Genomic DNA, 21,050 nt, shown 5'->3' on the forward strand with positions numbered 1-21,050 from the left:
GGCCATTGGCCATGCGTCGCGGCTGCGATTCAAGGAGTGTAGTTACGATAATGGCTAATTGCCCACCAGGAACCAACCTGACAGGGGCCGGTCAACTTCAGCAGACAATCTTTGCAGGCCCTCAGGCATGAATAACCCTTTCGACCGAATCAGTGCTGCCTTCGCCCCCGAATACCGGGTCAACCTGAGCATTGCCAACCTCGACGGCAGCATCATGCTCACCCTGTCTGACGACGCCGGCGTAGTCGCCAAGCGCCTCATCACCCAGGCCCAGCGCAACGACCCGGTGCGCCTGCAACGGGTGATCGACAGCATCCGCCTGGGCCTCGCCATCGAACTCAGCCAGAACCCCATGCAAGTGCTGGCCGCGCTGACCCGTGACGCCCGCCACGAGCCGCGCCATTTCGTTGCCAACTGAGGGCTACTTGCCCTCCTCCACGGTCTTGCCGTTGGCGTCCAGCACCTTGGTCGAGGGGTAGCGGTACGAAGCGTAGCGCACCACCAGGATCGAAAACGCCAGCAGCAGGATGCCCCCACACAGGTACAGCAGGCCTTCGTCCGGTGCCTTGTGGTGCGAAACATCGCCGATCAGCAGGCGGGTGAGTGCGGTGATGGCCACGTACAGCAGGAAGCGGATCGGCATGTGGTTGGTCTTGAAGTAGATGCCGACCATCGCCCCCAGCTCCAGGTAGATGAACAGCAGCAGGATGTCATCGACACTGATCCCGCCCTTGCCGAGCATGTCCAGGAAGGTGACCACCGCCGCATAGGCGGTGATTGCGCCGATGCCGAACAGCGCCAGGTAATGGAACGCCTCGACACACAGGTTGCCCAGCGAGTCGGCCGAGCCGTGCAGGCCCTTGCGCAGTTTTTCTGCCCATTTGATGTTCACGATGTTCCATTCCCCGATACGTCTTGTAAGGATGATGCGTCACCGGTGTGACGCTTGTGCCATGCAGTTAAAGGGCCAAGCCCCTGTCTTGAGAAGACGACCGATTGCCGCAAGGCACCTTGAGGCGTGGCTCGATACCAAAAGGCGCGGGCTTTCTCCAAGGGCTTCAGCGTGCCGGTCAGCATCTGCACACGCAGCCGCTCAGCCGCTTTTACTCGATGGGGGCTGAGGAAATGGTGACGTGCCTGTACGGTTCCAGGCGAGTATTCTCCAGCCCCGGTGAAGGGCCCTACGGGGAAACTTTGCGTCAGCCCGCCAATAAAAAAGCCCCGCCAGATGGCGGGGCTCGGTGTTACTTACGAGTCGAGGCGATCAAGCATGTCCAGCACACCGCTGAACATGCGACCGACGCTGAATGCGCCGGCAATCGCTCGCAAACCACGCCATACCTGGCGCAATGAAAGGGTTATCCCCATAAGGGAGGTCCTTGTCTGCGAGAACCCTTGGCACCACCCGCCTCTCCGGGCTTGGCGAATGGTCACTGAAGCGGTGTCGATTCACTTCAGTACGCTAAGTGTTCGGTTTTTCGGCCCATTCCCGGCACGGTTCCCACCGCGGTTGAGGGGCCAGGCGATAGCAAGCTAACGCCGTGCCATCTTTTTACCACTTATCGGTTCATTGACCGAACCCGATTTAGAGCGATTAACCGTTAGATCATCACTTTTCCGACGAACGGTCATTAATCTTCCACTTTAAGTGGAGCACCCCGTCTATGCGAACAGTTTCACTGTAGAAAACTCCCCCAAATGCGTGCAAAAGGAGCCTAAACAGCGAATTTCGATAGCAAAATGTTTAACTCCGTCGAAAATCGCACAAAGCTTCACACTGGTGTGACCAAACGTCGGGGAACGTGATTTAACGTGTTTCAGCTATCTGATACTAATTTAGTGTCGGATTCGGCATTGCGCAGGGTGTCACACGTGGTTATATTCAAACCGTCGATTCACTTCAGTACCACTTCTGCTGTCCCCATCCAGGTCAACAGAAGACAAACAAGCCGCCCCATCCAGGCGGTTTTTTTGTGCCTGCCATTTGGCACCCATGCCGGGAATTGTACTAGTCCGACAGCTTGACGGCGGTGCCGCCCCACCCTGCTTGGCCTATTGAAACGCAGACTAATCGTCACCCGCCAGCAGAGCGCGGTTGGCCAGAACTGTTGGTCAGCCTCACTGCAAAAACTGAGGTAGAGAATACCACGGTGCCAATCACCAGTCCTCGCAAGCCGTTATTGGTAAAGTCCTCGATCACCAGGTACAGGCGTTCGATATGATCGGCCGGGATGCCGTGGTGCGGTCTCCATGCATCCCACCATCCCCTCGGCGCGCGCGTGGGCGATCAGGCAGTTGACTGGGGTCGCGGCGTCCTCGATGTCGGCGCCGCGCCGCTTCATAGGCCGCCGGCAGCACCCGCCCGCCCGGCAGTGCACTTTCGTTACGCATAACGATTCCCTTGGGTCGATTGCGACACGGCGGCAATCTCGAAGTAGTCGCCGCTCTAGGCAATCCCCTACACCACGCCGCCCAACACGGTGCCGTCGGGCAGCACCGACAACGGTGCGCCGGCGTTGGGCTGGCTCACCACCACCTCAAAGCCCGGGCGCCGCGCGGTATGTCAGGGTCATGTCGGCCCGGTCCCGGTAGGACAGTGCGGCCCCATTCATAATTCCAGCCTTTCTGATCGGCACGGGAGTTCGCCGCTCGTGCTTACAAATCGATCAGTTGCTTACAAGCGTCTGCGCTCACCGCCTTAGCCGTCGCAACACCTAACGCATAGCCGTTACCTGTTCCGGCGCCTTAATGCAGTGTGTCCCGGTCTGGAGCCTCCAGCACCTGGTTGAGCAATTCGCCGGCCATCGCCTTGATCGTTTCCGGCAGTGTCATGGCCAGTAACAGCTTAACAATCGGGTGGTCACCATCCAGGTGGACAGAGGTTCGGGGTGGTCATGGGATTTCCTTATGTGAAGGAGTGGGGTACGCCGAAATCAATTTTTCGGTCCGGAGTGCCCATTTCCACCATTTCGGGTGACAGGGGTAAAAAAGGCCCCCGGTCCTTTCGAACTGAGGGCCTCGATTTAACGGACAATCCGTTATGGTCACTGCACCATCTACCCTTATGGGTGTAAACGCTCGGGCACCATTACATCTACAGATCTGCTTTTCCGAGGCTTGCCCAGCACATAGGCCACTTGGGCCTGACCCACACCGGTCTGGGTGGGCACCACCGCAAGCAGGCTCCAGCCTTCCGAAAGCTTTTGATTAGCCGCTTCTGGTCCGATCACCTGAACCACTTCACCTACATCATGTGCTTCCATGGCTGTCGCTACTCGCTGGGGATGATGGCCCAGTGTAATCACTTTTCTGACAACTGGAGCAATCGGTTTTCAGCGCGCTGGCTCAATGCCTCGGCCAATGCCACGGCAGCCCGTAGCGCCTCGCTGCGCGACTCGTTGGCTTTTTCAGCTGCCACATGGAAGCGCTGCTGCTCTTCCTAACTCGGCAGGGCTATCGCCTCTTAGATGCGCAGTGCCAAGGCCTGCACCTGACCATACAATATCGTAGAGTTTTCGGCTTCAGCGAAAGCGCCCAGATCTTGCTCGATGCCAGCAAGCTCATCGGCTCGTGATTGTTCAAAGACATTGCTCATTGAGGGCCCCCTCTTTCATTAGATATGAATCAGCACCTGCAAATCGCTGCCTCTGGTAGGAAGCCAGGTTAGCAGCCCGCAACGCATTGGGTGGTTCGCGCCCCCAACTTTGAACAGGCCTTGACCATGCTGAAAGTAGTCCTCGATCACCCCACAACCCCCACTCCTCGAAGACACCCTGATATAGGCCACCGACTATGCGCTATGCGCAGCCACCGTGGTGTATTAGGCGTTGTTGCTTCAGCCTAAATCACCGGCTTCGATCCTGATGATGACCTCGATGCATGAACTGGAGGCGCTGCGGCCCTTGCTCGAGTCGGCGTTGGTTCAGGTGCAGATACCCGCAAAGCCTAGGATTCACACAAAGGCTGGTTAATTTGTTGCCAGGGCCGGCCCTTTCGCGGGCAAGCCCGCTCCCACAGGAATCACCACAGTCTTCAAGGTTTGGACATTACCTGTGGGAGCAACTGTCTTCTTGTGGAACCTGGCCTTGCCGCGACACCTGCGAGCAATCATCCGAACTGATGGGCTATGTCCGCGAACTGACCATCACCGGCCTGATGGATGAGAAACCGATGATGGTCTGGGCCGCCCATTACCTCAGTGCCATGGCCAAGGCGCTGATGAATGACGCCGAGTTGGGGGATGAAGCAGTGAGAGGTTTTTTTCAGAATCGATTGGTCCAAAACAAAGTTGGGGGCACCTTGCGGGGTCGCACGCTGCAAAAAAAGCGCGGCCATGCGCGGGGAAAAAATCAGATTTAAGCCCTTCCTTGTAGGGCATTTCCCAAAGATACTCTCGCCACCTGTTTTCCGTTGCGGCCGTATTAGCAGCGCTCTAGTCTCGGCGGGTCGCTGCATATCAGCGATCGGCTTTGACAGGCCGCGACGAGATACTTTGCATGGCTTTGTCCTCTATGGCGGCTGTGCATGGGGCACGCTCGCGTGCGCCGGTTCTGGTATCCGCCGGTCTGTCAACCTGTGCACAGCTGCCTCCTACCTGTTTGACAGCATGTGGGGAGCGGCCCTAAAAAATGGATACCAAAGCATGCTGAAAGTAGTCCCCGATCCTCCCTACAACCCCCATTCCCTCGAAGACACCCTGATCCAGGCCACCGACTACGCGCTATGCGCGGCCACCGTGGTGCATCAGGCGTTGCTGCTTCAACCCAGATCACCGGCTTCGATCCTGATGATGACCTCCATGCATGAGCTTGAGGCGCTGCGGGCTTTGCTGGAGTCGGCATTGGTTCAGGTGCAGATGCCCGTAGAGCCCAGGACTTCGCACTAAGGCTGATTAATGTGTTGCCAGGGCCGGCCCTTTCGCGAGCATGCCCGCTCCCACAGGGTCACCACAGCCTTCAAGGCTTGCACAGTACCTGTGGGAGCGGGCGTGCCCGCAAAAGGGCCGGGCCAGGCAGCCGAGAAACTTCAGGGGATCGAACAATGACAACAGAAGACACCCAGTTCACCGTCGGCAAGACCACTTTCTATCAAGGCGAAAACGGAACCCATCCACTGTTTCGTATTGAGCCTGGCATTCCGTGCAGGGATGCCCGCGAGCAGTCGTCGGAATTGATGGGCTATGTACGCGAACTTACCATCATCGGGCTGATGGATGAAAAGCCGATGATGATCTGGGCTGCGCACTATCTGAGTGCAATGGCCAAGGCGCTGATGGATGATGCTGAGTTGGGCATGAAGCAATGAAGGTTTGCCTTCACGTTGCATGATGGCCGCCGGTGTTCGCCGCAGCAATTTCAGCGCCTGTGAGATCGAGCGCCGCCCGCGCGGCGCATCGCGAGCGAAGCTCGCTCCTACGTTTATTTCGGGCCAGTCATGCCAGTGCCAGAGGCGCGCGACCGCCTGGTTTGTTCGACTCGATAGCGTGTCATGCACCAGAGCGTGCGCGCGCAAATCCCGCAGGAATAACTGGCCCGAAACAAACGTAGGAGCGAGCTTCGCTCGCGATGCGCCGCGCGGGCGGCGCTGGATTTATGCCACGCTACAATTTCTGCTTGCGAACCAACCCACATTGCCATTACTGTATATAGATACAGTAAGCCGCAACACAACCAGCAAAAAGGCATAGAGGTGATGAATGGCCGTCGAAGTGGTGTACCGCAGCAGCCGCGACCCGGAGCACTTGTTTATGGATAAGGCCGAAGCAGACCGTCACGACAAGATGCTCGAACTGGCCGAGCGCCTTGCTGAAGTGCTGCACAAAGCGGTGCCGTCGCTGACCGAGCAGCAGGTCGAGGAAGCCGGTATCTACATGGCCAAGAACCGCGATGTGTTCGCCCGGGCGTTCAAGAGCCAGCCGGATGCGTTGGCCGAACTGCTCGAAGCGCCCGCAGCAGAGTAAATACCTGCACTGGCCTCATCGCCGGCAAGCCAGCTCCCACAGGTACAGCGCACAGCCAAAAGATGGCACCCTACCTGTGGGAGCTGGCTTGCCGGCGATGAGGCCAGTGCAAACTGCACGAAACCCATCAGCCATACAACAGCCGCTCCGCCAACATCTGCGCCACCCGCGCCGGCGAACGCTTTTCCGCCTGCGCATGGCCAAACACTTCGGTGAGCCGTGAAGGAATGCGCGCCAGGTGCGCGGTAATGGTGCCCAGGTCCTCGCCACGGTGGGTCAGCGCCACATAGATCAGCCCACCGGCATTGATCACGTAGTCTGGCGCATACAGTATCCCGCGTGATTCCAGCTGGTCTGCCACCTGCAAGGTAGTCAGCTGGTTGTTCGCCGCCCCCGCCACTGCCGCACAGCGCAGCTGCATCAGGCTCTGCCCGTTCAATACCGGCCCCACACCGCAGGGTGCGAAGATATCGCAAGGGGTGCTGATCAATGCATCGTTGGTCACCGGTTTGGCATCGAACTGCTCCATCGCCAGCCGCACCCGACCTGGGTCCAGGTCGCTGACCAGCAGCTCCGCCCCCACCGCATGCAGTTGTTCCGCCAGCGCATAACCGACATTACCCAACCCCTGCACCGCCACCCGCAAGCCTCTGAGGTCATCGCTGCCCAGCCGGAACGAGGTGGTGGCGCGAATGCCAGCGAATACCCCCATTGCCGCATGCGGCGAGGGGTCACCCGAGGCCGTGGTGCTGGTTACGTGGGGGGTACTCTGGGCGATGCAGTCCATATCCAGGGTCGAGGTGCCGCTGTCTACGGCGATGATGAAACGCCCATGCAAGGTATCGATGAAACGGCCAAACGCCTCGAACAGCGCGGCGCGGTTCTCCACATGCGGGTTGCGCATGATCACCGCCTTGCCGCCACCCAGCGGCAGGCCCGCCAACGCCGCCTTGTAGCTCATGCCCTGGGCCAGGCGAATGGCATCCGTCATGGCGCTTTCATCATCGGCGTAGGGCAGGTAGCGGCAACCGCCCATGGCTGGGCCCAACTGCTCGCTGTGGATCGCTACAACCGCTTTCAGGCCCGTAGGTGGGTCATTGAACAGGTGCAGTGACTGGGTACGGGTGCTTTGCATCAGTGCGAACATCGACAGGCTCCCCACGAGGTGCTCCTTCCAGTATAGGCACCGGCCCGAAGCCGGGGTGGTCGCCGGACCACTGGACGAAACCGCCCGCCACGGCTAATACTCAAGCGTGTGTGGAGATACCCAATGAAGCCACGTCAAGCCTGCCTGGCCTGCCTGGAACGCGAGCCTGTCGCCCTGCTGGAAGCCGCCTTGTGGATTGCCGCCGAGCACGACCGCAGCGTCGAGCCCACAGACAGCCTTGCCATTCTGCATGACCTGCAGCGTGAGATCAGCGCCAACCTGCCGATGCTGCCACTGTGCGAACTGGCCCAACCACTGCTGCGCCAACTCAATGCCCTTGGCTTTCAGCAGGATGAGTACCACCCGCTGCGCCCGCAGGCTGCACTGATGGACAAGGTGCTGCAACGCCGCCGTGGCCAGCCGCTGACCCTGGCCATCCTTACCCTGGAGCTGGCCCGGCGCTTGTCCATCCCGCTGGAGGGCGTGGGCTTCCCTGGCCATTTCCTGCTGCGTGTGCCGGGTGCCGACCACCTGCTAGACCCCTGTGGTGGCCGACGCCTGTACCCCAATGATTGCCGTGAGCTGCTGGCCCGCCAGTTCGGCCCGCAGGTTGCGCTGACGGCAGAACACCTGCGCAGTGCCAGCCCGCTGCAGATGCTGCAACGCCTGTCACGCAACCTGCGCCAGTTGCACATCAGCAACGATAACCACCTGGCGGCCTTGATCGATGCCGAGCGGATCATGCAACTGGGCCCGGTGCAAGTCAGCGACTACGTGACCCGCGCCTCGCTGTACCAGCACCTGGACTGCCCACAGGCCGAGCGCTTCGACCTGGAGCATGCGTTACTGCTGACGGAAGACCCGGTCCAGCGCCTGAAGCTGTCCGAACGTATCGGCAAGCTTCCGACGGCGAACCGTTCGCTTCACTGAGCCGGGCTGTCGGGCTGCTGGGCAGGGTGGGCCTTGGCGAACGCCGGGTGCCCAGCTGCCAGTGCGGCAACCCGAAGGATGCGCGGGAAGCTGTCGAGGTCGACGTTGAAGCGTTCGGCGGCATACAGCTGGGGGATCAGGTAAACATCCGCCAGCCCGGGTTGGTCACCGAAACAGTAACCGTGGTCACCAACCAGTTGCTCTACTGCCGCCAACCCCTGGCTGATCCAGTGGCTGATCCACTGGTTGACCTGGCCCTCGTCCTGGCCCGCCTGGCGCAGCCGGTTGAGTACGCTGACGTTATGCAGCGGATGAATGTCGCAGCCGATGATTGCCGCCACGCCACGTACCTTGGCACGCGCTTCGGCCGTGGCTGGCAGCAGCGCAGGCTGTGGATAAACCTCTTCCAGGTACTCGATGATCGCTGGCGACTGCACCAGCAAATCGCCGCCATCGGTGCGCAAGGCCGGCACGCGGCCCTGCGGGTTGACGGCGACATAGCCCGCACCGCGCTGCTCGCCCTGCAGCAGGTTGACCGGCAGGGACTGGTAAGCCAGCCCCTTCAGGGCCAGGGCAATGCGCACCCGGTAGGACGAGGTGGAACGGTAATAGGTGTACAGCTCCATGCCCCTGCCTCCTCAGTTGGCTGCGATAACCGTGCCACGGCATTCGCCAAAACCGATGCTGGCCACGCCGTCACGCGTGCAGCGGGCACGCAGGATGATTTCGTCGCCGTCTTCGAGGAACTTGCGTACCTCGCCGCTGGCCAGTTCAATCGGCAGCTTGCCGCCTTCGGTGATTTCCAGCAGGCTGCCGTACGAACCCGGCGTAGCGCCCGACAAGGTGCCCGAACCGAACAGGTCGCCCGACTGCAACTGGCAGCCATTGACGCTGTGGTGCGCCACCAGCTGGGCAACGGTCCAGTACATGCTGCGGGTGTTGCTCAGGGTCAGGCGGTGCGGGGCAACGCCCTGCTCGCGCATGCGCTCGGTCAGCAGCAGCACTTCAAGTTCGATATCGTATGCACCGGCGGCCTGGTCGCGCTTGTCCAAAAGGTATGACAGCGGCTGCGGGTCGCCTTCCGGGCGTGCAGGCTGGGCGCAGCGGAAGGGCTCCAGCGCTTCGGCAGTGACCACCCAGGGCGAGATCGTGGTAATGAAGCTTTTGGACAGGAACGGCCCCAATGGCTGATATTCCCAGGCCTGGATATCACGCGCCGACCAGTCGTTGAGCAGGCACAGGCCGGCCACGTGCTCGGCGGCGTCGCCGACCGGGATCGCCTGGCCCATGTCATTGCCCTGGCCAATCCAGATGCCCAGCTCCAGTTCGTAGTCCAGCCGCGCGCAAGGGCCAAAGCTCGGCTCGGTGTGCCCGGCCGGCAAGGTCTGGCCCTTGGGCCGGCGCACGTCGGTGCCGGACGGGCGGATGGTCGAGGCGCGACCGTGATAACCGATCGGCACGTACTTGTAGTTGGGCAGCAACGGGTTGTCGGGGCGGAACAGCTTGCCCACGTTCTTGGCGTGCTCGATGCCCACGTAGAAGTCGGTGTAGTCACCGATCTGCGCGGGTACATGCAACTGGCAGGCGCTGGCCGGGTACAGCGCGGCCTGCAGCGCAGCCTGGTGTTCGCTGTGTTCGCCAAGCAGCACCTGCAAGCGCTCACGCAGGGCGACACGGGCGCTGCGGCCCAGCGCAAAGAATGCGTTCAACGCCCCACCACGGGTGGCTTCGACGGCGGCCTTGGCGGCGCCGTCGAACAGGCCGGCGGCCAGCACCGCCTCCAGGTCAAGGATCGCGTCGCCGATGGCCACGCCACAGCGCCTGGCTTCACCCGGCCGGCTGAAGATACCCAATGGCAGGTTCTGCAGCGGGAAATCGCTGTGCCCGTTGGCATGCTCGACCCAGCTACGGGCATTGGCAGTGTGGTTCATGGGTTATCTCCGGTTCGGGTTGAAGGTGCTCGGCAAGGTGGCCCAGCAACTGTCGTAGTCGGCCTGCAATTGCGGGCATTCAAGGGCTTGCTGGCTCGGGCGCAGCACTTGGCTGGTCTCGAACATGAAGGCCATGGTGTTGTCGATCTTGTGCGGCGCCAGGTCGGCGGCAATGGCTTTTTCGCAGGTTTCGGCGTCGGGGCCATGGGCGCTCATCACGCCGTGCAACGACGCGCCACCGGGCAGGAAGCCCTCGGCCTTGGCATCGTAGGCACCGCTGATCAAGCCCATGAACTCGTTCATCAGGTTGCGGTGGAACCATGGTGGACGGAAGGTGTTCTCGGCCACCATCCAGCGTGGCGGGAAGATCACGAAGTCCATGTTGGCCAGGCCGTGCACGCTGGTCGGCGAAGTCAGCACGGTGAAGATCGACGGGTCCGGGTGGTCGAAGCTGACCGTACCAATGGTGTTGAAGCGGCGCAGGTCGTATTTGTACGGCACGTTGCTGCCGTGCCAGGCAACCACATCCAGCGGCGAGTGCTGCAGTTCGCAGCCCCAGTGTTCGCCGAGAAACTTCTGCACCAGTTGCACCGGCCCTTCGGCCTCTTCGTAATGCGCCACCGGGGCAAGGAAGTCGCGCGGGTTGGCCAGGCCGTTGCTGCCGATCGGGCCCAGCTCCGGAAGACGCAGCGGTGCACCGTGGTTTTCGGCGATATAGCCACGGGCCTGGCCGTCGAGCAGTTCGACGCGGAACTTCATGCCACGAGGGATCACTGCAATTTCCAGCGGCTCGACCTCCAGCACACCCAGTTCGGTGGCAATGCGCAGGCGGCCCTGTTCGGGCACCAGCAGCAGTTCACCATCGGCGTTGAAGAACACCCGCTCCATTGAACGGTTGGCGCGGTAGATGTAGATGCTCACGCCGGCCGGTTTCTCCGCGCTGGCGTTGGCCACCATGGGCAGCCAGCCTTCGATGAAGTCGGTCGGCTCGGCAGGCATCGGCTGGGGGCTCCAGCGCAGGCGGTTGGGGTTGATGGCCCCCAGCGGCCCGCTCAGCGGCTGGCGTGCCAGGCGCTCGAAACGCGGGTGCAATGCAGACGGGCGAATACGATACAACCAGGTACGGCGCAGCTCGCTGCGGGCCATGGTAAACGCGGTGCCCGAGAGCAGCTCGGCATACAGCCCGTAGGGTGCCTTCTGCGGCGAGTTCTGCCCGACCGGCAGGGCACCTGGCAGCGCTTCGCTGGCAAACTCATTGCCGAAGCCGCTGAGGTAGTGAAGGTCGGGTGATGTGTCGCGATTCATCGATGCCTCCGGGCTCTGGTCGAGCCATTGCGGGCAGCTGGCTGCTGGCCCGATGCGGGTGACAGCGCGTCTGCATTGTTTTTATCGTAATCAGATTACGAATAACGTAATTTGCTACGCGCATGGCGTCAAGCTATAAAGGCGCGACTCGACGAATCCGGAAGCAGATGTCCATGACCAAAGCCAGCTCCTCCGCCGACAACGGCAAGCAGAAAGTTCGCTCGGCGGAGGTTGGTACAGACATCCTCAAAGCCCTTGCCGAGCTCTCCCCTTCCACCTCGCTGTCACGCCTGTCAGAACATGTGCAGATGCCGGCGAGCAAGGTGCACCGCTACCTGCAGGCACTGATTGCCAGCGGCTTTGCCGAGCAGGATGCAGCCACCAACCATTACGGCCTGGGCCGCGAGGCACTGCGGGTGGGGCTGGCGGCGCTGGGCAGCATTGATGTATTGAAAATTGCCGCACTGCCGCTGTCGCAACTGCGCGACGAACTGAACGAGAGCTGCTTCATCGCGGTGTGGGGCAACCAGGGCGCCACCGTGGTCAGCATTGAACCCGCGGTGCGTGCAGTGACTGTGGTCACGCAGATGGGCTCGGTGCTGCCGCTGCTCACTTCGTCCACAGGCCTGGTGTTCGCTGCCTACCTGCCTGAGCGCGAGACCCTGGAGTTGCGTGATCGGGAACTGGCTGCCCTGCAGCAGCGTGCAGACGACTACCAAGCAGTACTGGCGGGCATCCGCGAACGCGGCCTGCACCATGTGCACGGGCTGCTGATGCCGGGCGTGGATGCGCTGTCGGCGCCGGTGTTCAACGCCTTGGGGCAGATTGCTGCCGTAATGACCGTGGTCGGGCCGACATCGATCTTCCATGCCGACGAGCACGGTCCGGCGGCGCAACGGCTGCTGGCGGCAGCGCGGGAAACCAGCTGGCGGATGGGCTATTCGCCTGCTGCCTGAACGCTGGCGGCACTATTGCCCGATACGTAAAGGTGAATGTCATAAGCCGCTATTTTTCCTACCGGATCAAGCGCTTATTCTTTACTCACTGGCCGGCATGAAGGGCTCTCCCCCCGCCTTTCATGCCGGCGAGGTTCACCGACGTAGATTTTGAAGCTCCTTGATCTGACGTCTCGATTGGCCGCTGCGGCTTGCAGCGGCCTTTTTTTTGCCCTGAACAACATGCGCTCTCGACTGGCTGACGCGGCCCCTGTGGGAGCGGCCTTGTGTCGCGATCGGGCTGCAAAGCAGCCCCGGCAATTTATGCAGTGCGGCTGATATCCTGGGGCCGCTCTGCGGCCCAATCGCGACGCAAGGCCGCTCCCACAAAGTACCCTGCAAGCTCTCTACAGCGGGTACTTCTGCAGGTTCGCCATCATCTGCTGCAGCGCCTGCAAACTGTCCTGCGGATGCACTGCCCGCTCAAAGTCACCGATCCGTGCCCAGTTCTCGGCCACCTGCTCCGGGGTAAAGCCTTCGCGCGGATCGAAGCCCACCCCCAGGCTGCGCTCCCAACGCACCTTGCCCACCCAGCCGCCGCCTACTTCGAACAGCTCACCGGTGCCCTGGCACTGCTCGCTGCCCAGGTACACCACCAGCGGGCTGACCAACTCGGGCTTGAGCCGCTCGAATACCTGGGGCGGGATCAGACCTTCGGTCATGCGCGTGCCACCGGTGGGGGCGATGGCGTTGGCCAGGATGCCGTGCTTGCGCCCTTCGATCGCCAGGGTGCGGGTCAGCCCGTACAAGCCCAGCTTGGCCATGCCGTAGTTGGCTTGGCCGAAATTGCCGTAAATGCCAGAGGTAGAAGCGGTGAAGATCACCCGCCCCCAGTTCTGCTCACGCAGGTGGGGCCAGGCCGCGCGGGTGACTTTGTAGGCCCCTTCAACGTGCACCTGGTAGACCTGCTCCCAGTCGCTGTCGTCCATCTTGTGGAAGGTCTTGTCACGCAGGATACCTGCATTGTTTACCAGCACATCAACCCGGCCAAAGCTGTCCAGGGCCTGCTCGACGATACGTGCACCCTGGCTGACCGAATCGTGGTTGGCGATGGCGATGCCACCGGCGGCGCGGATCTCTTCCACCACCCGGTCGGCGGCCGAGGCGCTGGCACCTTCACCGTGGGTAGATCCGCCGAGGTCGTTCACCACCACCTTGGCGCCACGTGCGGCGAACAGCAGCGCATGGGCACGGCCGAGGCCACCGCCGGCTCCGGTGACAATCACCACGCGATCTTGCAGACGGACAGGCTCGCTCATGCTCATGGCTCCAGGCAGGTTCAGGTAAGCCGAGTGTCCGCCGCAAGCAACGGGCGGACAACAAAGCTCACGCAGGCTGAATGCCTGGCAATAACGCAGGGCGATGCGGCCCGGTCAGGACCACGCCACTTTCTGCGGATAGAAGCTCACAGGCTGCTCACGAAAGGCCAGGTAGTGGCGCAGCACCTGGGCTGGCGCTTCAGTGTGCGGGTAATGGCCAATGCCCGGTAGCTGCACGGTGTCCGGTTCCGGCACCAGTTGCCGGTAGCGCTCAAGCATGTGCGTGCCGGAAAGCGGGTCGACCACGCCATTGATCAGGCGCAGTGGCACGCCTGAACGCTGCATCGCCCCGACCCAGCGCTCGCGGTGCAATCTGCGCTCGGGCATATAGCCCACCAGCTTGTGCAGGATGCGCGTCCCCCGGTTGGCGGCAATCAGGCTCCAGAAATCATCCAGAGCACTTTCGCTGGGGTGGGTGCAAGGGCCGTAGACCTGCGTCACGTTGCGCACCAGGTCATCACGCCCGAACGAACGCCCGACCAGCCAGCCGAACCGGCTGAGTAGCAGCTTCTGGATCAGCAGCATGCGGCAGCTTTCGGGGAACAGCCCGCTGTTGAGGAAAACGCAGCTGGCAACCTCGGCACGCTGTTCATGGTGCCGTGCCAGCAATTCCTGGGCGACGCTGCCGCCGTAGTCGTGGGCCAGCAGGTGCACCGGCTGGTCGACCTGCAGGTGGCCAAGCAAAGCCTCCTGCAAGTCCGCCTGCTCCATCAGGCTGTAGGCGTGATCGACCGGCTTGGCCGAATCGCCAAAGCCCAGCATGTCGCAAGCGATCACCCTGAAGCGTTGGCTCAAAGGCCCCCACAAATAGTGCCAATCCCAGCTGGCGGTGGGGAAACCGTGTAACAGAAGCAGGGGCTCTCCTTGCCCTGCGGTCCAGTAGCGGATGCTCTGGCCCCGGAAAGTGAAACTCTGTCCCCGGGTACGCCAGACGCACAATGGAATTTCGGCCATAGGCATCAGAACGGTCCCGGTGATTTGGTGTTGGCGGAATAGGGCAAGGCTGCGGTCATTGCATGTCACCTCGGCACATACATGTGCTCTCTATGTCGAGGCAGAGTCTAGCCAGCAGGCCATGGGCTGAAACTTGCGTTGCCAGCCAGCTTGATGACTGAGCGAGTCAGTGGCACGAACGGTCAGAGCAGCATGGCCAGCAGCGGTGCCGCGAACAGGTTCAACAGCCCCGTCAGGACCATGACCAGCCCGGCCACCGAGCCTTCCTCGCGGCCTACCTCCTGGGCCCGGCTGACCCCGGCACCATGCGCGCCAACGCCGAACAGCGCACCCCGTGCCAACGGCGTGCGCAGCGGCAACCAGCGCAGCAGCACGCCACCGAACATGGCGCCGAGCACGCCGGTGAACATCACGAACACCGCCGTCAGCTCTGGCACCCCACCCAGGTCATGGGCCAAGGGCATGGCAAACGGCGTGGTGATCGAACGCGGCACCAGCGACAGGCTGGTTGCGTTGTCCAGCGCCAGCAGGTGCGCAAGGCCCCATGAGCTGGCGATCGAGGCACTGCTGCCCGCCACCATGCCCACCATCAGCGCCGGCCAATGGCGCGCCAGCATGGCCCGCTGCTGCCAGATCGGCACCGCGAAGGCCACGGTCACCGGGCCGAGCACGCTCATCAACCAGTGGGTGTTGCGGGCATATTCGGCATAGGCTGTATGCAGCGGCACTGCCACCGCCAGCAGCAACACTGGCACCAGGATCAACGGCGACAGCAGGTAGCGCTTGCTGCGCCGGTACAGCCAGCGGCTGCCCAGATACGCCAGCAGGGTCAGGGCCAACCAGAACAGCGGCATGGGTTCAAGGCTCATGGCGCAAACTCCAGCGGCACACCAGCTCCACGGTCAAAGCAGTCACCACCATCACCATCAGCGTGCTCACGGCGATCACCAGCAAAATGCGCCAGCCCTCTTCACGGATGAGCGAACCGTAATCAAGCAGGCTCATCAGCGCCGGGATGAAAAACAGCAGCATCTCAGCCATCAGCCAGCCAGCGCCCAATTGCAGCATGGCCGGCTTGAGCACACCCGAAGCGAACAGTATCAGCAACAGTGCCAGGCCCATCACGCCACCGGGGATCGGCCAGCCCAGCCAACTGGCGAGCTGGCCGCCGAGCAGGAACAAAGAACAAAGGATCGCCAGCTCGACAAGCAGGCGCAGGGCTTTTTTCATTAACGCGGGTTTCATGGTGCGGATTCCTCGACAAGCCCTCATTTTAAGATTCGGCTGCCTAGGCCAGAAGCGAATTGTTAGACTGGTCGCCATTCCATAATGGAATCCGAGCATGGAATTCAAACAACTGCGCAGCTTTATCGAAGTGGTCCAACGCGGCGGTTTTACCCAGGCGGCGCAAACCCTGCACATCAGCCAGTCGGCGGTGAGCAAGCAGGTAGCACAGCTGGAGCAAGATGTGGGCCAGCCGCTCCTGGAGCGCCAGGCCTCGCAGCTGCACCTGACGGCTGCCGGGCGCATTGTGCTGGAGCGTGGCGAGGCCCTGCTACGCCAACGCCAGGCACTGCTAAATGAACTCGACGACCTAAGCCAGATGGAGCGTGGCGAGCTGCGCCTGGGGTTGCCGATGCTGGGCAGTGACGCCTTGTTCGCCAGTTTGTTCGCCGAGTATCGGCGGCGCCACCCTAACATCGCGATCCAGTTGCTCGAAGGTGGCAGCCGTAACGTGGAGCAGGCGGTGAAGAGTGGCGAACTGGAACTGGGCGGCAGCCTGACGCCTAGCGACGAAACGTTCGACTACCAGCCGTTTTGCAATGAACCGCTGGATGCCCTGCTGCCGGCTGGCCATGCCTTGGCGGGCCTGGACGGGGTCGACCTGGGGCAACTGGCCGATACGCCGTTCCTGCTGTTTCAGCGCAGCTTCGTGCTCAATGACCGGCTGCTGAAGGCGTGCCAGCAGCAAGGGTTTATCCCGAAGGAAGGCGGCCGCAGTGGCCAGGCGGATTTTTTGGCAGCGCTGGTGGCAGCGGGCCAAGGCGTGGTGTTGCTGCCCCGGGTGGTGGCAAAAGCGCTTGAGCGCCCTGGGGTGGTGCGTTTGCCGCTGCGTTCGCCGCAGGATTTGCGGTGGGATATTGCCTTTATCTGGCGGCGCGGGGCGTACCTGTCACGGGCGGCGCAGGCGTGGTTGGCGTTGCTGCGCGAGTGGCCGGTGCCGGGCAGTAGCTAATGATTGAGCCAGTGCCGGCCCTTTCGCGGGTGAACCCGCTCCCACAGGGACACCACAGTTTGGGAAAACTGCGCCCTACATGTGGGGTTTACCCGCGAAGAGGCCAGGACACGCGAGCATGCCCCGTCAGGCTTTCAACGCTTGAAGCAGCTCCGCCAACCACGGTTCGGCATCGGCTTCCGGGGTCACCGTCTCGCTGGCATCCAGGCGCAGCATCGGCTGCACTTCGCGCACGCCCAGCTCGGCAAACAGCTCGCGCATTTGTTCGCCACCACCACAGTAGGTATCGCCATAGCTGGCGTCGCCCAGCGCAATCACTGCACCCGGCAGGCCACGCCAGGCCGCAGGCAGGGTGTCACGAATGGCGCTGTACAACGGCATGAGGTTGTCCGGCAGCTCGCCCATGCCGGTGGTCGAGGTCACGGCCAGCAAGGCGTCTGGGGCAAAACCTTCAAGGTCCTGCAAGGTGGCACGCGCCGCATGCCAGGCCTCCAGGCCTGCTGCCTTCAGCAGCGATTCGGCGTGACGGGCGACTTCTTCGGCGGTGCCATAGACCGATCCGGAAATAATGGCGACTTTCATCGGGTAGAGGATTCCGAAACTGAGTGAAAACGTAGGATACTAGCATTCAGCGCTGGCAAAAGGCCGCCTCTACCAAAGTCGCCGCCTTCAGCCTTTCTTTGCTCAATGGCCCAGACATGATCAACGCGCAATTGCTGCAATCGATGGTCGATGCGTCCAATGACGGGATCGTGGTTGCCGAACAGGAAGGCGACGACACCATCCTGATCTACGTGAACGCCGCCTTCGAACGCCTGACCGGCTATAGCCGCGACGAAATCCTCTACCAGGATTGCCGCTTCCTGCAGGCCGACGACCGTGACCAGCTTGGCCGTGCCCGCATCCGCAGGGCCTTGGCCGAAGGCCGCCCCTGTCGCGAAGTGCTGCGCAACTACCGCAAGGATGGCAGCGCGTTCTGGAACGAGCTGTCCATTACACCGGTAAGGCTCGAAAGTGAACGGCGATCCTATTTCATCGGGATTCAAAAGGATGTCAGCCGCCAGGTCGCACTGGAGCGCGAACTGGCCGAGCTGCGCGCTAGCCTGATACCCGACGAACGCACCTGAACCAAGTACGCCACGCACGGTCAATACCGTTGAAGAAATCGCCACCACCGAGTTCGATCATGCAAGCAGACGCGCTCCTGACCCAGGACGAGCTGGATTTCATCCAGAGCATGCAGCATTCGCCACAGTTGAACCTGGCCGACTCGATGTCGAGCCTGCTGGTCAATGGCGACCGTCGCATCCAGAGCTTGCTGACCCGCCTGGTGGCCAACGAACAAGTGACTTTGCAGGCCCAGTTCAACAACCAGCAGATCAGCTTCCCGCTGCAGTTGGTGGAAGACGAGTTCCACGCCTTGCATCTGCAAGTGGGTTCACCGGAAATCTACGAAGACGGCCCCATGCTGCGCGCGTGGCGGCTGCCGATGGATACGCCCAGCCCGTTGCTCGACAGCCATGAGCAGCAAAGCGGCCTGTGGGTCCGCGACATTTCGTTCAAAGGTGTGCTGGTTGAGATCCGCGGCTTGCCAACAGCGCCCACCCGTTTCGAGTTGAACTTCGCACCGGGCGACATCAGCCCGATCGAACTGCATGGTGTGCTGGGCCGGCGCATCGGCCCGGACCTGGCAGCCTACGACCTGGGCCAGAGCCCGGCAGAAGAGATCGACCGCCTGCGCGACTACATCCTCCAGGCCCATCGCCGGGCGCACCCCGAACTGCACACTCAAGTATCGAGCTGACCGGCCAGAAACTGCCGCAAGCGCTGGCGCATCACACTACCTTGCGCCCCCAGACAGGCGATCTGGCTGCCTGCCAGGTGGTCCTGTGCCACTTCTGCAGCTTCGCCGGCCAGCAACAACGGGCATTCCAGTACCGCAGCCATGCGCACCAGTCGGCGGGTGAGTTCAGCCGTGGGTGGGTGGTGGGAAAACAGCACCAGGGCATCGGGTTCCAGGCGTTCGCAGACCAGCGCCAGCTCCTGCAGCGGCTGCCCGCTTGCCAAGGGCCTCACGCCAATCTCGTCGCTGCCCAGGCTCAGGCCGGTCACCAGTAATTCCAGTTCGTGGCATTGCCCTGGCAACGCTGCCAGCAGCACTGTGCGGCCACGCGGCACATGGGCGAGCTGCAAACGGGCAAATACCCGGCCACGCAAGAACTGGTCAAGGAACAGCCACTCGCTGGCCTGCCCATAGACGCCCTGCCCGGCCGCCAGGTCGTGCCAAACCGGCATGAACACCTCAGCGAACACTTGGTCCAGGGTGTTGGCAGCAAACACCTCGTCGAACAGCCGGTCCAGGCCGGCCATGTCAAACCGCTGCACGGCCTGACGCGCCTGGTGCTGCCAGCGCAACCAGGCGTCCGTCGCCCCGCTGACCTGCGCGGCAAGGGCATGGCCGCGAGCGAGGATGCTGCCCACTTTGCTCACCGCTACGCCGCGCTCAAGCCAGCCGAGGATACGGCGGATATCATCGATGTCCGCTTGGGAATAAAGACGGTGGCCACTGTCGGTGCGGGTTGGCTGAATCAGCCCGTAGCGGCGCTCCCAGGCACGCAGGGTCACGGCGTTGACACCCGTCAGTCGGGAAACTTCGCGGATCGGAAACAGCTCCTGCTGCTCAAGAGCCACTTCGATCAGCGGATCACGTCCATGTTCGTTCATCTGCACGGCGTACCCTGAGTGCGGAATTTGGGCGCTCATTCTACTACGCCGACACCGATCGCAGGGTGCAACCGTTTGCCGGCTGACATTTGCCGAAGATCACACAGGCGCGATAATCCGCGCCCGATTCTTGCATGCACACCTGCGTTGCCCACCACCCCGGGCCACGTAGCCAAAGGGGCCAGCTACCCGCCAGCCCCGTTGCCAGGAGATACACGATGTCTACCCCACCCGTCACCTTGATGGTGTCGCGCCGCGCCGCCCATGGCCGCTACCAGGACCTGCTGGCCTGGCTGCATGAAGGCGAGCAGCTGGCCACCGACTTCCCCGGCTACCTCGGTTCCGGCATCCTCGCCCCGCCCGCCGATGGCGACGAATTCCAGATCATCTTCCGCTTCAGCGACGAACCCACCCTGCATGCCTGGGAGCATTCCGCCTCGCGCCGGGCCTGGTTGCAGCGCGGCAACGGGCTGTTCGAGCGCCCCAAAGAGGCGCGCGTCAGTGGTATCGACGACTGGTTTGGCACCAATACGGTGCAAAAACCACCGCGCTGGAAGCAGGCCGTGGCCATCTGGCTGGCATTTTTCCCGGTCTCGCTGGCGTTCAATCTGCTGTTCGGCCCCTGGCTGGCGACGCTGGGCATGCTGCCCCGGGTAATGCTCAGTACCTTGGCCCTGACGCCGCTGATGGTGTACCTGTTCATCCCCCTGTCCACCCGCCTGCTGGCCAGTTGGCTGCATGCCTCCCCGGCCACCACTGGCGCCTTGCGCAGCCGCTGAACCCAGGCCATACAACAAGGAAACAGTTCGGGTATGCTGGGCGGCAACCAAAGGACAGACAAGTTGACCGCCCCGAACATGAACAGCCCCATTCTCGTTACCGGAGCCAGCCAGCGCGTCGGGCTGGCCCTGGCCCTTGAACTGGCACAGGCCGGCCATACGGTGGTCAGTGCCAGCCGCAGCGTCCATCCACAGACGGCCCACCCGAACATCGTGCACTTTCAGGCCGACCTGTGCCTGGCAGCCGATCGCCAGGCCCTGATCGATCACCTGCATACCCATTACGACGGCCTGCGCGCCATCATCCACAACGCCTCGCTGTGGCTCGATGACGGGCTCGACAACCTCGAGACCATGTTCCGCCTGCACGTCGAAGCGCCCTACCACCTCAATCTGGCCCTGGGCGACCTGCTGGCCAAGGTGGACAAAGCCGACATCATCCATATCTGCGACGAAACCTCTTCGCGCGGCAGCAAAAGCCACATCGGCTACGCTGCCACCAAGGCTGCGCTGCAGAACATGGTGCTGTCGTTCGCTGAAAAATATGCGCCCAAGGTGCATGTGAACGGTATCCTGCCCGGGCTGCTGATCCTCAAGGAAGGGGGCGACGAAGCCTACCGCCAGCAAACCCTGAAAAAGGCCCTGCTGGAGTTCGAACCCGGCGCCGGCCCACTGATCGAGACAGTCAAGTACCTGCTCGCCAGCCAGTACAGCACTGGCAGCCAGGTGGTCATCAACGGTGGCCGCCACTTGAAGAACCGCATGATCTGA

At 62.2% G+C, this 21,050-nt stretch carries 24 protein-coding genes and 2 pseudogenes; 13 read left to right on the top strand and 13 right to left on the bottom strand.

Annotated features, from left to right (window positions below; all coding sequences use genetic code 11):
- Window positions 1-127: 127 nt before the first annotated feature.
- Complete coding sequence (locus CKW35_RS13120; RefSeq protein WP_016489056.1) at window positions 128-418, top strand: DUF3509 domain-containing protein; 291 nt, start codon at window positions 128-130, stop codon at window positions 416-418.
- A gap of 3 nt (window positions 419-421) precedes the next feature.
- Here CKW35_RS13120 and CKW35_RS13125 read toward each other — a convergent pair whose 3' ends face one another.
- The 3 genes from CKW35_RS13125 to CKW35_RS28570 form a co-directional block, all read right to left on the bottom strand.
- Window positions 422-892 carry a phosphate-starvation-inducible protein PsiE gene (locus CKW35_RS13125; protein ID WP_023048378.1) on the bottom strand — a complete coding sequence of 157 codons (471 nt, stop codon included), beginning with the start codon at window positions 890-892 and terminating at the stop codon, window positions 422-424.
- Window positions 893-3,062: 2,170 nt separating this feature from the next.
- Window positions 3,063-3,263 (bottom strand): hypothetical protein, encoded by a 201-nt coding sequence (locus tag CKW35_RS27950; RefSeq protein ID WP_143499783.1) that lies wholly within the window; start codon window positions 3,261-3,263, stop codon window positions 3,063-3,065.
- 200 nt (window positions 3,264-3,463) lie between these two features.
- Window positions 3,464-3,595: a hypothetical protein gene (locus tag CKW35_RS28570; RefSeq protein WP_256583390.1), complete on the bottom strand. Its 132-nt coding sequence runs from the start codon at window positions 3,593-3,595 to the stop codon at window positions 3,464-3,466.
- A gap of 145 nt (window positions 3,596-3,740) precedes the next feature.
- On the opposite strand from CKW35_RS28570, the pseudogene CKW35_RS28575 reads away from it, so the two are divergent.
- From CKW35_RS28575 to CKW35_RS13150, 5 genes and pseudogenes are all read left to right on the top strand, one after another.
- Window positions 3,741-3,971: pseudogene (locus tag CKW35_RS28575) on the top strand (hypothetical protein).
- A 79-nt stretch (window positions 3,972-4,050) separates the two neighbouring features.
- Window positions 4,051-4,239 (top strand): annotated as a pseudogene (locus CKW35_RS13135) (DUF3077 domain-containing protein); the annotation flags it as partial.
- A gap of 403 nt (window positions 4,240-4,642) precedes the next feature.
- Window positions 4,643-4,885, top strand: a complete 243-nt coding sequence (locus CKW35_RS13140) for a hypothetical protein (protein ID WP_095116096.1) — start codon at window positions 4,643-4,645, stop codon at window positions 4,883-4,885.
- Window positions 4,886-5,040: 155 nt separating this feature from the next.
- Window positions 5,041-5,304: a DUF3077 domain-containing protein gene (locus CKW35_RS13145; protein WP_095116098.1), complete on the top strand. Its 264-nt coding sequence runs from the start codon at window positions 5,041-5,043 to the stop codon at window positions 5,302-5,304.
- 391 nt (window positions 5,305-5,695) lie between these two features.
- Window positions 5,696-5,959 (top strand): YebG family protein, encoded by a 264-nt coding sequence (locus CKW35_RS13150; protein WP_095116101.1) that lies wholly within the window; start codon window positions 5,696-5,698, stop codon window positions 5,957-5,959.
- Window positions 5,960-6,086: 127 nt separating this feature from the next.
- Here the strand turns inward: CKW35_RS13150 and CKW35_RS13155 are convergent, their stop codons facing one another.
- Complete coding sequence (locus tag CKW35_RS13155) at window positions 6,087-7,106, bottom strand: Glu/Leu/Phe/Val dehydrogenase dimerization domain-containing protein (protein WP_095116141.1); 1,020 nt, start codon at window positions 7,104-7,106, stop codon at window positions 6,087-6,089.
- A gap of 123 nt (window positions 7,107-7,229) precedes the next feature.
- Here CKW35_RS13155 and CKW35_RS13160 point away from each other — a divergent pair, with 123 nt between their 5' ends.
- Window positions 7,230-8,036, top strand: coding sequence for a SirB1 family protein (locus CKW35_RS13160; protein WP_016489066.1), 807 nt, complete (start codon window positions 7,230-7,232; stop codon window positions 8,034-8,036).
- On the opposite strand, the gene maiA is transcribed toward CKW35_RS13160, so the two are convergent.
- From maiA to hmgA, 3 genes are read right to left on the bottom strand one after another with little or no spacing between them, the layout of a single operon-like run.
- Window positions 8,030-8,662, bottom strand: a complete 633-nt coding sequence (maiA, locus tag CKW35_RS13165; protein WP_016489067.1) for a maleylacetoacetate isomerase — start codon at window positions 8,660-8,662, stop codon at window positions 8,030-8,032. The two genes, CKW35_RS13160 and maiA, sit on opposite strands and share 7 nt — an antisense overlap.
- Before the next feature lie 12 nt (window positions 8,663-8,674).
- Window positions 8,675-9,967, bottom strand: a complete 1,293-nt coding sequence (gene fahA / locus CKW35_RS13170) for a fumarylacetoacetase (protein ID WP_016489068.1) — start codon at window positions 9,965-9,967, stop codon at window positions 8,675-8,677.
- Window positions 9,968-9,970: 3 nt separating this feature from the next.
- Window positions 9,971-11,272: a homogentisate 1,2-dioxygenase gene (gene hmgA, locus CKW35_RS13175; protein WP_016489069.1), complete on the bottom strand. Its 1,302-nt coding sequence runs from the start codon at window positions 11,270-11,272 to the stop codon at window positions 9,971-9,973.
- Window positions 11,273-11,445: 173 nt separating this feature from the next.
- On the opposite strand from hmgA, the gene CKW35_RS13180 reads away from it, so the two are divergent.
- Window positions 11,446-12,228 carry an IclR family transcriptional regulator gene (locus CKW35_RS13180; protein ID WP_016489070.1) on the top strand — a complete coding sequence of 261 codons (783 nt, stop codon included), beginning with the start codon at window positions 11,446-11,448 and terminating at the stop codon, window positions 12,226-12,228.
- Window positions 12,229-12,614: 386 nt separating this feature from the next.
- Here the strand turns inward: CKW35_RS13180 and CKW35_RS13185 are convergent, their stop codons facing one another.
- The 4 genes from CKW35_RS13185 to CKW35_RS13200 form a co-directional block, all read right to left on the bottom strand.
- Complete coding sequence (locus CKW35_RS13185) at window positions 12,615-13,526, bottom strand: SDR family oxidoreductase (RefSeq protein WP_016489071.1); 912 nt, start codon at window positions 13,524-13,526, stop codon at window positions 12,615-12,617.
- 114 nt (window positions 13,527-13,640) lie between these two features.
- Window positions 13,641-14,546: an alpha/beta fold hydrolase gene (locus CKW35_RS13190; RefSeq protein ID WP_016489072.1), complete on the bottom strand. Its 906-nt coding sequence runs from the start codon at window positions 14,544-14,546 to the stop codon at window positions 13,641-13,643.
- A 176-nt stretch (window positions 14,547-14,722) separates the two neighbouring features.
- A complete protein-coding gene (locus CKW35_RS13195) occupies window positions 14,723-15,409 on the bottom strand; it encodes an LrgB family protein (RefSeq protein WP_016489073.1) in 687 nt (228 codons plus the stop codon).
- Window positions 15,399-15,785: a CidA/LrgA family protein gene (locus CKW35_RS13200; RefSeq protein WP_016489074.1), complete on the bottom strand. Its 387-nt coding sequence runs from the start codon at window positions 15,783-15,785 to the stop codon at window positions 15,399-15,401. Before CKW35_RS13200 ends, CKW35_RS13195 begins: the two co-directional genes overlap by 11 nt.
- A gap of 97 nt (window positions 15,786-15,882) precedes the next feature.
- Between CKW35_RS13200 and CKW35_RS13205 the strand changes: the two genes are divergently transcribed.
- Window positions 15,883-16,776 carry a LysR family transcriptional regulator gene (locus tag CKW35_RS13205; protein WP_016489075.1) on the top strand — a complete coding sequence of 298 codons (894 nt, stop codon included), beginning with the start codon at window positions 15,883-15,885 and terminating at the stop codon, window positions 16,774-16,776.
- Window positions 16,777-16,902: 126 nt separating this feature from the next.
- Here the strand turns inward: CKW35_RS13205 and CKW35_RS13210 are convergent, their stop codons facing one another.
- Window positions 16,903-17,358 carry a flavodoxin gene (locus CKW35_RS13210; RefSeq protein ID WP_016489076.1) on the bottom strand — a complete coding sequence of 152 codons (456 nt, stop codon included), beginning with the start codon at window positions 17,356-17,358 and terminating at the stop codon, window positions 16,903-16,905.
- A gap of 116 nt (window positions 17,359-17,474) precedes the next feature.
- Between CKW35_RS13210 and CKW35_RS13215 the strand changes: the two genes are divergently transcribed.
- Together CKW35_RS13215 and CKW35_RS13220 are read left to right on the top strand one after the other, a co-directional pair.
- Window positions 17,475-17,903, top strand: coding sequence for a PAS domain S-box protein (locus tag CKW35_RS13215; protein WP_095116103.1), 429 nt, complete (start codon window positions 17,475-17,477; stop codon window positions 17,901-17,903).
- Window positions 17,904-17,962: 59 nt separating this feature from the next.
- Window positions 17,963-18,580, top strand: coding sequence for a PilZ domain-containing protein (locus CKW35_RS13220; RefSeq protein WP_023047711.1), 618 nt, complete (start codon window positions 17,963-17,965; stop codon window positions 18,578-18,580).
- Here CKW35_RS13220 and CKW35_RS13225 read toward each other — a convergent pair.
- A complete protein-coding gene (locus CKW35_RS13225; RefSeq protein ID WP_095116107.1) occupies window positions 18,565-19,500 on the bottom strand; it encodes a MerR family transcriptional regulator in 936 nt (311 codons plus the stop codon). The genes CKW35_RS13220 and CKW35_RS13225 overlap by 16 nt on opposite strands.
- A gap of 218 nt (window positions 19,501-19,718) precedes the next feature.
- Here CKW35_RS13225 and CKW35_RS13230 point away from each other — a divergent pair, with 218 nt between their 5' ends.
- Both CKW35_RS13230 and folM read left to right on the top strand, forming a co-directional pair.
- Window positions 19,719-20,279 (top strand): hypothetical protein, encoded by a 561-nt coding sequence (locus tag CKW35_RS13230; RefSeq protein ID WP_060517413.1) that lies wholly within the window; start codon window positions 19,719-19,721, stop codon window positions 20,277-20,279.
- A 33-nt stretch (window positions 20,280-20,312) separates the two neighbouring features.
- Window positions 20,313-21,050 (top strand): dihydromonapterin reductase, encoded by a 738-nt coding sequence (folM, locus tag CKW35_RS13235; RefSeq protein ID WP_016489081.1) that lies wholly within the window; start codon window positions 20,313-20,315, stop codon window positions 21,048-21,050.

The organism is Pseudomonas sp. Irchel 3F3, assembly GCF_900187545.1.
In the GTDB taxonomy this organism is placed as follows: Bacteria; Pseudomonadota; Gammaproteobacteria; order Pseudomonadales; family Pseudomonadaceae; genus Aquipseudomonas; species Aquipseudomonas fortuita.